Origin of the sequence: Xanthobacter sediminis, assembly GCF_043195015.1 — a bacterium.
In the GTDB taxonomy this organism is placed as follows: Bacteria; Pseudomonadota; Alphaproteobacteria; order Rhizobiales; family Xanthobacteraceae; genus Xanthobacter.
The window spans coordinates 112323-125967 of sequence record NZ_JBAFWH010000011.1 but is presented as its reverse complement, the minus strand read 5'-3'; the positions used below and the strand labels follow the sequence as shown (position 1 = coordinate 125967).

General features: G+C 69.8%; 12 protein-coding genes. 7 read left to right on the top strand and 5 right to left on the bottom strand.

Annotated features, from left to right (window positions below; all coding sequences use genetic code 11):
* The first annotated feature begins 147 nt into the window (after window positions 1-147).
* The 4 genes from V5F61_RS15470 (at window position 148) to V5F61_RS15455 (ending at window position 4842) form a co-directional block, all read left to right on the top strand.
* Window positions 148-1263: an ABC transporter substrate-binding protein gene (locus tag V5F61_RS15470; RefSeq protein WP_393989644.1), complete on the top strand. Its 1116-nt coding sequence runs from the start codon at window positions 148-150 to the stop codon at window positions 1261-1263.
* 120 nt (window positions 1264-1383) lie between these two features.
* Complete coding sequence (locus tag V5F61_RS15465) at window positions 1384-3261, top strand: ABC transporter permease (RefSeq protein WP_393989645.1); 1878 nt, start codon at window positions 1384-1386, stop codon at window positions 3259-3261.
* Window positions 3261-4121: an ABC transporter ATP-binding protein gene (locus V5F61_RS15460; RefSeq protein ID WP_393989646.1), complete on the top strand. Its 861-nt coding sequence runs from the start codon at window positions 3261-3263 to the stop codon at window positions 4119-4121. Before V5F61_RS15465 ends, V5F61_RS15460 begins: the two co-directional genes overlap by 1 nt.
* Window positions 4105-4842, top strand: coding sequence for an ABC transporter ATP-binding protein (locus V5F61_RS15455; protein ID WP_393989647.1), 738 nt, complete (start codon window positions 4105-4107; stop codon window positions 4840-4842). The genes V5F61_RS15460 and V5F61_RS15455 overlap by 17 nt, the downstream gene beginning before the upstream one ends.
* 410 nt (window positions 4843-5252) lie before the next feature.
* Here the strand turns inward: V5F61_RS15455 and V5F61_RS15450 are convergent, their stop codons facing one another.
* The 5 genes from V5F61_RS15450 to V5F61_RS15430 are packed head-to-tail and all read right to left on the bottom strand — an operon-like array spanning window position 5253 to window position 9910.
* Entirely contained in the window at window positions 5253-6059 is an 807-nt protein-coding gene (locus tag V5F61_RS15450) for an ABC transporter ATP-binding protein (RefSeq protein ID WP_393989648.1), read from the bottom strand.
* Window positions 6052-6846 carry an ATP-binding cassette domain-containing protein gene (locus V5F61_RS15445; protein WP_393989649.1) on the bottom strand — a complete coding sequence of 265 codons (795 nt, stop codon included), beginning with the start codon at window positions 6844-6846 and terminating at the stop codon, window positions 6052-6054. Before V5F61_RS15445 ends, V5F61_RS15450 begins: the two co-directional genes overlap by 8 nt.
* Window positions 6833-7828, bottom strand: a complete 996-nt coding sequence (locus V5F61_RS15440; protein ID WP_393989650.1) for a branched-chain amino acid ABC transporter permease — start codon at window positions 7826-7828, stop codon at window positions 6833-6835. Before V5F61_RS15440 ends, V5F61_RS15445 begins: the two co-directional genes overlap by 14 nt.
* Window positions 7825-8697, bottom strand: a complete 873-nt coding sequence (locus V5F61_RS15435) for a branched-chain amino acid ABC transporter permease (RefSeq protein ID WP_393989651.1) — start codon at window positions 8695-8697, stop codon at window positions 7825-7827. The genes V5F61_RS15440 and V5F61_RS15435 overlap by 4 nt, the downstream gene beginning before the upstream one ends.
* Window positions 8698-8704: 7 nt before the next feature.
* Window positions 8705-9910, bottom strand: a complete 1206-nt coding sequence (locus V5F61_RS15430; protein ID WP_393989652.1) for an ABC transporter substrate-binding protein — start codon at window positions 9908-9910, stop codon at window positions 8705-8707.
* A 166-nt stretch (window positions 9911-10076) separates the two neighbouring features.
* Between V5F61_RS15430 and V5F61_RS15425 the strand changes: the two genes are divergently transcribed.
* The 3 genes from V5F61_RS15425 (at window position 10077) to V5F61_RS15415 (ending at window position 13613) form a co-directional block, all read left to right on the top strand.
* A complete protein-coding gene (locus V5F61_RS15425) occupies window positions 10077-11744 on the top strand; it encodes a GMC family oxidoreductase (RefSeq protein WP_393989653.1) in 1668 nt (555 codons plus the stop codon).
* A 70-nt stretch (window positions 11745-11814) separates the two neighbouring features.
* Complete coding sequence (locus V5F61_RS15420) at window positions 11815-12642, top strand: ABC transporter ATP-binding protein (protein ID WP_393989654.1); 828 nt, start codon at window positions 11815-11817, stop codon at window positions 12640-12642.
* A gap of 167 nt (window positions 12643-12809) precedes the next feature.
* The gene (locus tag V5F61_RS15415) at window positions 12810-13613 is read left to right on the top strand and encodes an ABC transporter permease (protein ID WP_393989691.1); all 804 of its coding nucleotides are present in this window, start codon (window positions 12810-12812) and stop codon (window positions 13611-13613) included.
* Window positions 13614-13645 lie beyond the last annotated feature (32 nt).

The window sequence follows — 13645 nt, the reverse complement described above, 5'->3', positions numbered from 1 at the left end:
GGAACGGCGCGGATCGGCGGCCATGCGGGAGGCGGCATAACGGCTATGCGGGGACGATGTGCGGGAGCGGGCGCTGACGAATTGACAATAAACTAAAATGATAAATGTAGTATAATTACTCCAGTCATTCGAAGAAACGCCCTCCTCATGAAAAGACGCTCCTTCCTCCTCGCCGCGGCGCTTGCGACCGTCTTTGGCGTGCCGGCCTCGACCCGTGCCGCCGAGCCGATCCGTGTCGGCTTCTTCTCGCCCCTCACCGGCAACGTGGCCGCCTATGGCGTGCGCTTCCGCGAGGGCATCGAGCTCAAGGTCGAGGAAGTGAACGCCGCCGGCGGCATCGAGGGCAGGCCCATCGAACTCGTGATCGAGGACGACCGCAACCAGCCCAAGGACGCCGCCACCATCGCCCAGAAGCTGGTGAACACGCCCGGCCTGGTCTTGGCCATCGGTGGCTTCTCCACGACGGCGTCGCTCGCCGCCGCGCCCATCTTCGCCGAAGGAAAGATCCCGCAGATCAGTCCCTCGGTCTCCCATCCGGACTTCACCAGGCAGAGCCCGTACCAGTTCCGCCAGAACAATCGCGAGGATCTTCTGGCGTTGACCAATGCCGAGATCATCCTCGACAAGCTGAAGGCCAAGACCGTCGTCATTCCCTACAACCAGGACGACTGGGGCCAGTTCTCCTCCAGCGCCACCGCGGCCGCCGTGGAGAAGGGCGGCGGCAAGGTGCTATTCGTCGAGCCGGTGGCGCCGAACTCCAAGGATTTCCGTCCGCTGGTCTCGAAGATCAAGTCGCTCAATCCGGATGCGGTATTCCTGGCGCTCTACGCCCAGGAGGCGGCCATCCTGACCCAGCAGCTGCGGCAGGCCGGTGTGGAGGTCGCCATCGGCGGGCCGACCCCGCTCACCAACCCGAAGTTCATCGAGCTCGCCGGCAAGGATGCGGACGGCGTGGTGCTCCACACCATCTTCTTCGCCGACACCGCTCCCAAGCAGGCGTTCGCGAAGGCCTACGAGGCCCGCGCCAAGCGTCCGCCGGACCAGTGGGCGGCGCTCGCCTACGATGCCGCCGGGGTCTCCATCGAGGCCATCCGCCGGGCGGTGAAGTCCGGCAAGCCGCTCACCGGCGAGGCGGTGCGCGACGAACTGGACAACGGGCCGGCCTATGAGGGCGTCACCGGCGTGACCAAGTACAACCGCGGCGACGTCCAGAAGAAGCCGACCATCATCACCATCCGCAACGGCGAATATTCCGCCCTGTGACCCCCGGCGGGCGCCTCGGGCGCCCGCCTTTCGCGGCGCGGCGGCCCCGGTCGCCGCGCCGCCCGTTTTCACGCGCCTTCTCGCGAGCTCCCGCTCCGCGCGGCGCCTCAGGCCGGATCCATGGAACTCTTCTTCAGCCAGGTCCTGAACGGCCTCGTCATCGGCCAGGTCTACGCGTTGATCGCGCTCGGCTTCGCCATGGTGTTCGGGGTGGCGAACATCATCAATTTCGCCCAGGGCGCCCTGTTCATGCTCGGCGCCTTCCTTGCCTTCTCCGCCATCAACTGGTTCGGCCTGCCGCTGGTGCCTGCCGCCGTGATCTCGGTGCTGCTGGTGGCCGCCCTCGGCGCGCTGCTGGAGCGCCTTGCGCTGCGTCCGCTCTCCGGCGCGAGCGCCATCGTGCCGCTGTTGTCGACTCTGGCCATCGCCATGATCCTCGATCAGGCGGCGGAGATGATCTGGACGCCGGAACCGCAGGCGTTCCCGTCGCCCCTCTCCGACGAGCGCGTCTTCATCGGCGCGGCCTATGTGACGGGCACCGACATCGCCATCTTCGGCTTCGGCATCGCGACCGCCGTGGTCCTCGTGCTGGTGCTGTCGCGCACCTGGGTCGGCCGGGCCCTGCGCGCCACCGCAGAGGACCGCGACGCGGCCGTGCAAATGGGCATCCGCACCGATGCCATGCGGCAATATTCCTTCACCCTCGCCGGCGCCCTCGGTGCGCTGAGCGGCATCTTCGTGGCGCTCTATTTCCAGAGCGCATTTCCGCAGATGGGGCTGCCGTTCGCCCTCAAGGGCTTCGCAGCGGCGCTGCTGGGCGGCCTCACCTCCATTCCCGGTGCCATCATCGGCGGCGCCGTGCTCGGCATCTCCGAGACCCTGGCCTCCGGCTATCTCGGCGATACCTATCGCGACGTGGTGGCCTTCTCCATCCTGTTGCTGCTGCTCACCTTCCGGCCCCAGGGCCTGTTGGGCGACCACCGCCTCGAAGCCCTGGGCGGGGCCCATGCCGCCGCCGGCGCGGCGCCGTCCACCAGCCTGCTCGCCGCCGCGGGCGGCGTCCAGGCGCAGCGGCGCGTGCTGGCGCTGCCGGCATGGGGCTTCCTGGCGCTCGGCGTGGCGCTGGTGCCCGTGCCCTGGCTCATCGGCTCCAGCTACCATCTGCAGGCGATCACCTACGGTCTCGTCTTCGCGTTGCTGGCGGCGAGCGTGAGCCTCGTCTCCGGGGCGCTCGGCATCCTGTCCATCGGCCATTCCGCCTTCTTCGGCGTCGGCGCCTATGCGGTGGCGATCCTCGCGCGGTTCGAGGGCTGGCCGGCGGAGGCCGCCCTTGCCGCCGCCATCGGCGTCACTGCCGCCGTGGCGATCGCCGCCGCGCTGCCGCTGCTGCGCCTCTCCGGCCACACGGTGGCGCTCGGCACACTGGCCCTCGGGCAGATCGGCCATCTGGTCTTCATCAACTGGGTGTCGCTCACCCGCGGCCCCCTCGGCATCCCCAACGTGCCCGGCCCCGTGCTGGCCCTGCTCGACGGCCTCCGGCTCTCGACGCTCACGCAGAAATACTGGCTGGTGCTTGCCGGCGTGGCGCTGGGGCTGTTCGTGGCCGAGCGCTTCGTGGGCTCGGACATCGGCCGGGTGTGGCGCGCCATCCGCGAGGATCGCCTCGCCGCTCACACGGCAGGCATTCCGGTGCGGCGCTACATCCTCCTCGCCTTCGCCGTCTCCGGCGCGCTGGCGGGGCTGGCCGGCGGTCTGCTGGCCTATGTGCAGACGGTGGTGAGTCCGGAGAGCTTCACCGTGGAATTGTCCATCATCCTGGTCACCATGGCGGTGCTGGGCGGGCTGGGCAACATCACCGGCGCGGCGCTGGCGGGCTTCCTCCTCACCCTCATTCCCGAGCTGCTGCGCGTCTTCGCCGATTGGCGGATGATCGCCTACGGCCTCGTCCTCCTCGCCATGCTCAGGCTTCGCCCGCAAGGCCTCCTGGGAGCGCGCTGATGGACGCCGGCGGCACCTCCCGAGGCTATGTGGTGGACAGCGTCTCGAAGGCTTTTCGCGGCGTGCAGGCGGTGGACCGCGTCTCGCTGCACCTGCGGCCGGGCGAGACGGTGGCGCTGGTCGGCCCCAACGGCGCCGGCAAGTCCACCCTCATGCAGCTCATGAGCGGCGTCGACCGGATCGATTCCGGCGCCCTGGCCGTGGATGGAATCCGCGTTGCCGGCCTCGCGCCGGAGAAGATCGCCGCGCTCGGGGTCGGCCGCACCTTCCAGACCTCACGCGTCTTTCCCGCGCTCACCGTGTGGGAGAGCGTGCTCATCGGCCGCCAGCTCCACCTGCTGCGCGGGGAGGGGCGGACCCTCATCGACCCGGTGCGTGAGAGCCTCGGCGCCGTGCTCGGCCTCGGCTTCTGGCGGCGGCGGGTCCGGCGCGAGGAGGCGGCGGCCGAGCAGGCGCTGAAGCTGTTCGGCGACCGCCTGTGGCCGCGCCGCGACCAGCTCGCCGCCTCGCTTTCCTATGCCAACCGGCGGCGGCTGGAGCTTGCCCGCGTGCTCGCCGGCGCGCCGCGCTACCTGCTGCTCGACGAACCCGCCGCCGGCATGAACCCCACCGAGACCGCTGAGCTGACCGATATCATCCTCGACCTGCGCCGCAGCCATCCGGACATGGGCATCCTGGTCATCGAGCACAAGCTCTCCCTGGTGCGCCGGGTCGCGGAGCGGGTGCTGGTGCTGAACCAGGGCACCCTGCTGGTGGAAGGCACGCCGGACGAGGCGCTCGGCCATCCCAAGGTGGTGGAGGCTTATCTCGGCCACGCCCGCGCCGACCGCCAGCTCTTCAAGGATGCCCACCTTGGCTGAACCCGCTCCCCGCCTTCGCGTCGAGAATATCGACGTGCACTACGGCGCCGTGCAGGCCCTGTTCGGCGTATCGCTGGAGGTCCATGTGGGCGAGGCCGTGGCCGTGCTGGGCGGCAACGCTTCCGGCAAGTCCACCACGCTCAAGACCGTGCTCGGCCTCGTGAAGCCCTCGCGGGGCTCCATCCATTTCGATGGCGCCCGCATCGATGGGTGGCCGACTCCCGATATCATTGATGCCGGGCTCGGCAGCGTGCCGGAAGGCCGCCGCTTGTTCCCGCGCATGTCGGTGCACGACAACCTCCTGCTCGGCGCCTATCCGCGCCGCCGCGACCGCGCGGGCCTCGACGCCGACCTGGGGCGGGTGTTCGACGCCTTCCCGCGGCTGAAGGAGCGGCGCCGGCAGGCGGCGGGCACTCTCTCCGGCGGCGAGCAGCAGATGCTGGCGCTCGGCCGCGCCTGGCTGCGCCGGCCGCAGCTCCTGTGCATCGATGAGCCGTCCATGGGCCTGTCCCCGCTGTTCGTGGACCATGTCTATGACGTGCTCATCGGCTGGAAGGCCGAGGGCCTCACCATCCTCATCGTCGAGCAGAACGCGCGGCTCGCGCTCGAACTGGCGGACCGCGCCTATGTGCTGCAGCACGGGCATGTGGTGAAGGCCGGCCCCGCCGCCGCACTCGCCGCCGACGAAGCGGTGCAGCGCGCCTATCTCGGCCAGGGGTGAGGCTCACCGTCCTGCAAGGGCGATCACCAGGAAAGGGAGGGCGCGCCATGTGCGGCAGTCACGTGTCCGGCAGGGGCTGGAAGGGCTGAGGCCCGTCTCGGCACGGCGCTCTAAGATCGCCACCCGCGCCTCGCCTTGCAGGCGGCGGCAGGGCTGGTGGAGCGCGGCATCAAGTTCTGGGCGATGGATTTTCCCGCTCCCGACCTGCCCAGTCATCGATGCCCCCGCCGGCTTCGACCGGCCCGTGCACCGGCTGCTGCTCGGCAAGGGCGTGCTTACCTGCGGGCGGACGCGGCGCTTACCGGCCGGCGGGCGGAGTTTCTTTGTGCCATTCCGGTGGTGGATGGAGACGGCGCAGCGGCCCGCATCGCCGCCCGGCCGATTGCAGGCTGAGGAGGGCGGCCCGTCCCTCAAGCGGCCTTCGCGCGGCCGTGCTTGTAGGCGGCGACGATGCGGGCGCGGTCGGAGGCCAAGCGCGGATCGCCCTCGGCGATGCGTTCACCGTGGTGCAGCACCACCGCCCGCTGCGCTTCGGACAACACCAGGTCGAGATCGTGCTCGACCCACAGTACCGACAGGCCCGCCCGCAGGCGGGCGAGGCGCACCATCTCGCCGATCAGGGGCCGTTCCTCGTGGCTGAGGCCGGAGGCTGGCTCGTCGAGGAGCAGCAGCCGCGGCTCGCTCACCAGGGCGCGGGCGAGATCCACCCGCCGCAGCACGCCGAGCGGAAGCTCGGAGCAGGGCGTGGCGAGCAGCCCGGAGAGGCCGCACAATTCGGCCGTCTCCTCGGCGCGCCGCCGCGCTTCCCGCTCGGCGGCAATGGCGCGCCAGGGCAGGGCCAGGGTGCCGGCGAGGCCAAGATTGAAGCGCGCCGCCCAGCCGAGCCGGATATTGTCCAGCACCGAAAGCGTCCGCACGAGGTTCAGGCCCTGGAAGGTGCGCATTACCCCGCGCCTGGCGATGGCGTGGGCCGGCAGCGCCTCGATGCGCTGTCCCTCGAGGCGGATCGCGCTCGCTCCCTCGGCCCGGTAGACCCCGCCGACGCAGTTGATCAGCGCCGATTTTCCCGCGCCGTTGGGACCGATGAGGGCCACCACTTCGCCGGGGGCCACCGCGAGGTCGACCCCGTTCAGCACCCGGACCCCGCCGAAGGTCAGGCTCACGCGGTTGAGCTCCAGCACGGGGCCGGGTGTGGACGGCTGCTGCGGCTCAGGCAATGCCGGCTTCCTGAAGTGCGCCGCCGGCCGGCGGGACGAGGCCGAGAAGGACATCGTGGACCGCATCGAGGCTGGCGGCGTCGAGCCGCGGAAAGCTGGCGACCAGCCGGCCGCGGTCGATCGCCACCGCCCGATCCGCGAGATGGGGCAGCCATTGGGAATCGGATTCCGCCACCAGGATGGTGAGGTAGAGTTCCCGCCTGAGGCGGCCGAGGCGCGCGCACACGTCCTCGATCACCGGCGCGGCAAGGCCGAGGGTCGGCTCATCCAGCAGCAGCAGCTTGGGGCCGGCCAGAAGGCACAGGGCGATGGCGAGCATCTGCTGCTCGCCGCCGGAGAGATTGCCGGCCAGGGTATCCCTGCGCTCGTGGAGCCGTGGAAACCAGTCGAACACGTCGTCGAGCCCGATGCCGCTCCGGCGCGCGAGGCGGCCGCCGACCATCAGGTTCTCTCCCACGGTGAGCAGGCGGAACACCTTGTCCCGTTCCGGCACGAGCCGGATGCCGGCGGCGATGTGGCCGGCTACATCAGCGAAGCGAAGCCGGGCGCCGTTCAGGCGCACCACCCCTTCGAGCCGCTGGCCGCGCTGGGCGAGGCCCGCCACGGTGGTCAGCAGGGAGGTCTTGCCGGCGCCGTTGCTGCCGGCCAGCGCGACGCTCTCCCCGCGCGCCACATCGAGGCTGAAGCCGCGCACGGCCGGCTGGCGACCATAGGAGACGCCAATCCCGGACAGGGACAGCCATGCGGCGGCACTCGCGCCATCGGCGTGGGATTCAGCCTTCGACATGGCGGGTCCTCCGGCGGGAGAGGCGGGCGGTGAGCTTCTGTGGGACGCGACGCAGGGCGAGGATGAGGATGAGGCCGATGACCACATTCTCGAGCCCGGCGACCCGTGATGTCGCGTCGAGGGAGAGGGCCTCAAGCGTCGCGACGATGATGCCGGGCAGCAGGATGACCAGATAGGATGCGGCGATGGCGCCCTTCAGGTTTCCCGCGCCGCCGAGCGCGGCCACCGTCAGGTACACCACCGCGAGCTGGAGGGTGTAGATGGAGGCTTGAACGTTGCCCAGCCGGTAACCGTCGAGGGCACCGGCCGCGGCGATCACCGCCGAGGTCAGGGCGAACACGCCGACGCGGCTGCGCGACACCGCCACCCCGAGCGCCCCGGCGGCGGTTGGTTCGGTGCGCTGGAACACCCATGCACGGCCGATGTGGCTCGCCTGCAGCGCCCGGAACAGGCCGTGGACCAGCGCCAGCACCACCAGCACCAGGGCCCACCAGCGTTCCGGCGAGGAGATGGGCAGGCCCAGCACCACCGGATCCTCCAGCACAAAGCCGGCGGCATAGGTGAACTTGAGATCGAGCTCGGCGGCGAGGATGTGGACCAGGTACTGCAGGGCCAGCGTGCCCACGGCGAGATAGAGCCCGGAGACCCGCAAGGTCAGGATCGCGACGAGCGCCCCCGCCACCAGCCCGAGGCCAGCCGCCGCCGCTGCGGCGGGCAGGAGCCCGAGCCCGAACCGGGTGGAGAGCATGCCGGCGCTGAAGGCGCCGATGGCGAGAAAGGCGGCGGTGCCGAGGGACGGCAGGCCCGCCGATCCCGACAAGACCGTGAGCGCCATGGCCGACAGCGCCATCAGCCCGCCGCTGACGGCGAGATGGAGGGCATAACCACCGAGGAAGAAGGGCGCAGCCGCGATCAGCGCGACCGCGGCGACCAGCGCACCCTGCCGGCCGGCCCGGGAAACGGGGACGGAAGCGAAGATCATGTGCGGGCGATGTGTTCGATGCGGGCGCTGAGGCCCTGCGGGCGCACGGCCAGCAGCAGCACCAGCAGGCCGACGGGAACGGCGATGGAGTAGCGCACGTCGAGATGGAGGGCGATGGCGTTTTCCCCCACCGCCAGCAGCAGCGCCCCGGCAAGCGCGCCTGCCGGGCTGGTGAGGCCGCCGATGATGGCGGCGACCATCCCCGAGAAGCCCACCACCGTGCCTTCCGCCGAAACCGAGGACACCGCGGCCGAGAGCACGCCGGCGAGGCCGCTCACCAGCGCCGCGCCGATCCATACCGCCAGCAGGCGCGTGCCGACGGGAATGCCGGCCAGGGCCGCGAGCTGGCGATTATCCGCCAGCGCCTGCAGCTCAATGCCCACCGCCGTGCGGTAGAACACGAACAGGATGCCGAGCGCCACCAGCCCGCCGACGAGGATGGTGCCGAGGCTGATGCGGGACAGCGCCACATCCCCCACCATGACCGGGGTCGACGGCAGCGGCAGCTGGTACACCGACCCGCCCCAGAACACCGCCATGACCCCGAGCAGGGTGATGGACAGGGCGATGGTGATGACGGTGCCCGTGAAGGGGTCTTCCAGCGCCTCGTCCTGCAGGATGGCGTAGAGCACCAGGCCCAGCGCCACGTCGACCACGATCACCGCCGAGGCGGCGAGTGCCGCACCGGTGGCGGTGGTGCCGGCGGCCAGCCACACCGTGTGGAAGACATAGGCGGAGACCATGCCGATCTCGCCCATGGCAAACAGAAGGATGCGACTGGTCCGATAGGCGATCACCGTCGCCAGCGCGAACAAGGCATAGATCGCCGCGGTGCTCAGCGTGTTGACGATGAACGGCAGGGACAGCATCGCGCCATCACTCGGAGAGGGTGCCGTCGGATGCGACGTTCAGCCAGTTGCCCACCGGGGTGAAGGTTCGCGCCTCATTGTCGAACTTGTAGACGCGATAGGCGCTTGGGCCATAGTGGTCCGCGGCGGTGAGGCGGATGGGCGTGCCGGTGAGGCCGCCGGAATCCAGGTCCACCTGCTCCAGCGCCGCGTTGAAGTCGGCCGGGGAGGCGCAGCCGTTGGCGCACTTGCGCAGCGCCTCCTCCACCACCGCGCCCAGGGCCCAGCCGCCGGCGGCGGAGGAGGTCAGCTCGCCGCGCTTCGCCTCCTTCAGCGCCGTGCGCAGGGCGTCGATCCTCACGCCGGAACCGTCGGAGCCGCTGGCATAGCGGCCGTAGCTGTAGACGGTGAGCTTGGAATCCGGCGGGGTCGAGTTGCTCAAGGTCGCTTCCCCGATGCCGGTATCCATGGCGAGGAACACGCCGCCATAGCCCGAGGTCGCCAGCACCGGCAGCAGCGAGGCCACGTGGCCCTGGCCGAGGCACATGGTGACCACATCCGGATTGGCTTTCACGATGCGCTCCACCACGGCCCGGAAATCGCGCTGGGGCAGCGGCACGGTGATGGTCTCGGTGCTGGTGAAGCCCTGAGCCTTGGCGGTTTCCAGGATCTTCTGGCAGGCCAGCATGGAGCCCGGCACCTCGAAGGCAATGCAGATGGTGCTCTTGCCCTCCGGTGCCACCTTGCGCGCCAGATGCCCGCCGACGGTGCCGGCCAGCGACAGCTCCAGGCCGATGCCGTAGGTGCCCTCCTTGGCCGGGGGCAGCACCACGGGGATGTTCACCGGATAGCCCGCCAGGACCGGCAGCGACAGCTTTCTGGCGGCCGTATAGACCGCCGCATGGGCGTTGGAGGCGGCGAGGCCCAGGATGCCCACCACCTTCTGGCGGCCGAGATCCTGCACCGCGTCGAGGGCGCGCTGCACGTCGCTCTGTGTGTCGCGGGCGAGAATGGACACCTTGCGCCCGTTGATGCCGCCGGCGGCGTTCAGGCGCTCCACATAAAGCTGGAAGGCATCGAACGCCGGCTTGATGGTGGTCTGCTGCGGCCCGGAAGCATCCACCAGATAGCCGAGCTTGATGTCGTCGCCAGCCGTGCCCTGGGCGCGCGCCGCGACTTGCGGAAATAGTGATATAGATGCGGACAGTAATAACAGATATGTCAAATGCGACATATGTGCGTGAATAAAAGAAATGGGCCGGCGGTTCATCAGGATCTAGCTCATCAGAAGCGGTCGTGGACTGCGAACATTTTCCGTGTCATAAAAAATCATGATCTATCGAATTGGTCAACATTTGTGCCCGGCAAGCTGGAAGCGGACCAGGACTGTGGAGCCGGGCGTGTCTGTGGCGGAATACGACTACGTGATCGTGGGCGCAGGCTCGGCCGGCGCAACCCTTGCTGCCCGCCTCAGCGAGGATCGGGATGTCTCGGTGTTGCTGCTGGAGGCCGGCGGCTGGGATCATAATCCGTGGATCCGGATCCCCCTCGGCTGGCCGCGCCTGCTTGGCGCGCGCATGAACGACTGGATGTATTTCTGTGCCCCGGAGCCCGCGCTCGGCGGGCGGGCCATCGAGTGCGCGCGGGGCAAGGTCATTGGCGGTTCCTCGGCCATCAACGCCATGGCCTATGTGCGCGGCCACGAGGGCGATTACGACCGCTGGGCGCAGGCGGGCCTCGATGGCTGGTCATTCCGCGAGGTGCTGCCCTATTTCAAGCGCCTCGAGGACTGGGAGGGCGGGGCCGATGCCCACCGCGGCGCCGGTGGGCCGCTCTCGGTGGAGTTCTGCCGCTATCCCGATCCGCTGGCCGACGCCTTCCTTGCCGCCGGTCTCGCCGCGGGCCACGCCTACACCCCCGATTATAACGGCGCGCGCCAGGAGGGCTTCGGCTGGTGGCAGTCCACCATCCGCGACGGGCGGCGCTGCTCCACGGCCACCGCCTATCTCAAGCCGGCGCTCACGCGGCCCAACCTCACCCTCGTCACCGGCGCGCTCGCCACCCGCGTCGCGTTCGAAGGCGCACGGGCGTGCGGTGTGCATTATGTGCGCGGCCGCGCGGAGCGCCTCGTCCGGGCCGGCCGCGAGGTGATCCTGGCGGGGGGCGTCATTAACTCGCCCCAGCTGCTGATGCTGTCGGGCATCGGCGATCCCGCGCAGCTCGGGGCGCACGGCATCTCCGTGCGGGCGGCGCTGCCGGGGGTCGGGCGCAATCTTCAGGACCATATCTCGGCCGCGGCCGCCTTTACCCGGCGCGCGCCGGGGCCGCTCCACGCGGCGATGCGGGCGGACCGGGTCGGCGGCGTGCTCGCCGACGCGTATCTGCGCGGGCGCGGCATCGCCACCAACCTGCCGGCGGCGGGCATGGCCTTCCTGAAGAGCGATCCGGCCGAGGCGCTGCCCGACATCCAGCTCATCTGCATCGCCGCCCCCATGACCGCGGGGCCATGGCTGAGGCCCTTCCGCGCGCCCTACGCCGACGGCTTCGCCATCCGGGCCGCGGTGCTGCGCCCGGAGAGCCGCGGCCATGTGCGCCTCGCCTCGGCCGATCCCGCGCGCGCGCCGATCATCACCCAGAACTTCCTCGCCTCTGAAAAGGACCGGCGAGTGCTGCACGCCGGTCTGCGTCTCGCCCGCGAAGTGGGCGCGCAGGGGCCGCTCGCCCGCCACGTGGCGGGCGAGACGGCGCCCCGTTCGGATGCGCCCGACGACATCGACGCCCACATTCGCGCCACCGGCATCTCCGTGCACCACCCCGCCGGAACATGCGCCATGGGGCTCGATCCGGACGCCGGCGCGGTGGTGGACGCCGCCTTGAGGGTGCACGGCATCGAGCGGCTGCGGGTGGTGGATGCCGCCGCCATGCCCGATCTCGTGGGTGGCAACATCAATGCCGCCGTCATCATGATGGCGGAGCGCGCCGCCGACCTCATCCGTGGCCGCGCTCCACCCCTCCAGCCCACGCCGCCACCCGCCGCTCGCGCGGACGCGCCGGCGCCGGCGCACTGACAGGCGGCCCCGGCCGCCACCTTCCCCCGGCCATCCCGGCGGCGCGCCGCCGCAGCGAACGGATTCCCCGATGACCGCTCCCATGAGTGTCGTGCCGATTTCCCCCGCCGTCCGGCCCGTGGTCGAGGTGGCCGGCCTCGTCAAGTCCTTCGGCGCGCCGCCGGACGAGACGCTGGCCATCCGCTCCGCCAGCTTCGACGTGCGGCGGAAGGAATTCGTGACGCTGCTGGGGCCGAGCGGCTGCGGCAAGAGCACCATCCTGATGACTCTCGCCGGGCTGGAGACCCCGACCTCCGGCACGGTGCGGCTCAACGGGCAGCCAATCACCGGCCCGGCTGACGGCCTCGGCGTGGTGTTCCAGGATGCGACCCTGCTACCCTGGCTGTCGGCCCTCGACAACATCCTTTATCCCGCGCGCATCCGGAAGCTGCCGCTCGACGCGGTCCGCCCGAAGGCCGAGCGGATGCTGGCGCGGGTGGGGCTGGAGCAGTTCGCCGGCCACAAGCCCGGCGCCCTTTCCGGCGGCATGCGCCAACGGGTGGCGCTCGCCCGCGCCCTCGTCTACGAGCCGCTGCTGCTGCTGCTCGACGAGCCGTTCTCGGCGCTCGACGCCTTGACGCGCGACGAGATGAACCTGCTGCTGCTGCAATTGTGGGAGCAAGCACAGACGACGACGATCCTCGTCACCCATTCTATTACCGAGGCGATCCTGTTGTCCGACAGGATCCTGGTGATGAGCGCGCGCCCCTCCAGCATCATCGCCGACATCGCGGTGCCGTTCGCCCGTCCGCGTCCGGAGGAGGTGTTGGACCATCCGGACTTCATCGCCCTCACCGCCCGGCTGCGTGCGCTCATCGGCCATGCCCGCGCCGCCATGCGCCCTGCCGCAGGTCCGTGAGCGCGCATTGCGCAGACATGTCAAAGTCGACACAGCCCATATGGTCACTATTATATATATAATATATTGATTTAGTTATTTATCGAAAATACCGTATCCGAGTTGCCGATGCGCCCGGCCCGGCTCTTAGCCGTTCCTCGTCCGCCCTGGAGCTCGCGTTGACCTTCGTGACCACCCCCATCGTCGTCGCCCCCCGTGCGCCGGCCTTCGCGCGCCGCGCGGCGCGGGCGGCCGGCGGCCCGCTCGCCGCGATGGCGACGGGCGTCGCGCTGCTCATCGGCTGGGAGCTGGCCTGCGATCTGTTCGCGGTTCCGCAGGTGGTTCTGCCGTCGCCCTCGGTCATCGCGACGACGCTGCGCAACGGCTTCCCGCTGATCCTCCAGCACACCTGGCCCACCGCTTCCGAGGCGTTTGCCGCCTTTCTCATTTCCACCGTGGTGGGGGTGGCGCTGGCAACCGCCATTTCCTTTTCGGGCCTGGTTTACGCGGCCTTCTTCCCGAACCTGCTGCTGCTCCAGTTCGTTCCCAAGATCGCGCTGGCGCCGCTGTTCGTGGTCTGGTTCGGCATCGGCACGGAATCCCGGCTGGTGTTCACGTCTTTCGTGACGGTATTCCCGATCCTCATCGCCACCATCGCCGGCCTGAGGGTGACACCGCCGGAGCTGGTCCGCCTCGCCCGCGTGCTGCGTGCCTCGCGCTGGCAGATCTTCACCACCATCCAGTTTCCCACCGCCGTGCCGCACATCATCAGCGGCATGAAGATCGGCGTGACCATGACCATCATCGGCATCGTGGTGGCCGAGTTCATCGCCGCCCAGCAGGGGCTTGGCTATTTGATCCTGTTCGCGGGGTCGAAGTCGGAGACGCCGCTAATCATGGCCTCCATCGTCATGCTGTGCGCGGTCGGCGCCGCGATCTTCCTGTTCGTCGTGAGCGTGGAGAGCCTGCTTCGCCGCCGCTACGGCCCCTGACGCCGCGGTGGCATGCCCCCAAAGGAGTTCTT

What these genes read in the sequence shown, in the direction of transcription:
- V5F61_RS15470 (WP_393989644.1), top strand. Translation starts at nt 148, where the DNA reads ATGAAAAGACGCTCCTTCCTCCTCGCCGCGGCGCTTGCGACCGTCTTT.
- V5F61_RS15465 (WP_393989645.1), top strand. Translation starts at nt 1,384, where the DNA reads ATGGAACTCTTCTTCAGCCAGGTCCTGAACGGCCTCGTCATCGGCCAG.
- V5F61_RS15460 (WP_393989646.1), top strand. Translation starts at nt 3,261, where the DNA reads ATGGACGCCGGCGGCACCTCCCGAGGCTATGTGGTGGACAGCGTCTCG.
- V5F61_RS15455 (WP_393989647.1), top strand. Translation starts at nt 4,105, where the DNA reads ATGCCCACCTTGGCTGAACCCGCTCCCCGCCTTCGCGTCGAGAATATC.
- V5F61_RS15445 (WP_393989649.1), bottom strand. Translation starts at nt 6,846, where the DNA reads ATGTCGAAGGCTGAATCCCACGCCGATGGCGCGAGTGCCGCCGCATGG.
- V5F61_RS15440 (WP_393989650.1), bottom strand. Translation starts at nt 7,828, where the DNA reads ATGATCTTCGCTTCCGTCCCCGTTTCCCGGGCCGGCCGGCAGGGTGCG.
- V5F61_RS15435 (WP_393989651.1), bottom strand. Translation starts at nt 8,697, where the DNA reads ATGCTGTCCCTGCCGTTCATCGTCAACACGCTGAGCACCGCGGCGATC.
- V5F61_RS15430 (WP_393989652.1), bottom strand. Translation starts at nt 9,910, where the DNA reads ATGTCGCATTTGACATATCTGTTATTACTGTCCGCATCTATATCACTA.
- V5F61_RS15420 (WP_393989654.1), top strand. Translation starts at nt 11,815, where the DNA reads ATGACCGCTCCCATGAGTGTCGTGCCGATTTCCCCCGCCGTCCGGCCC.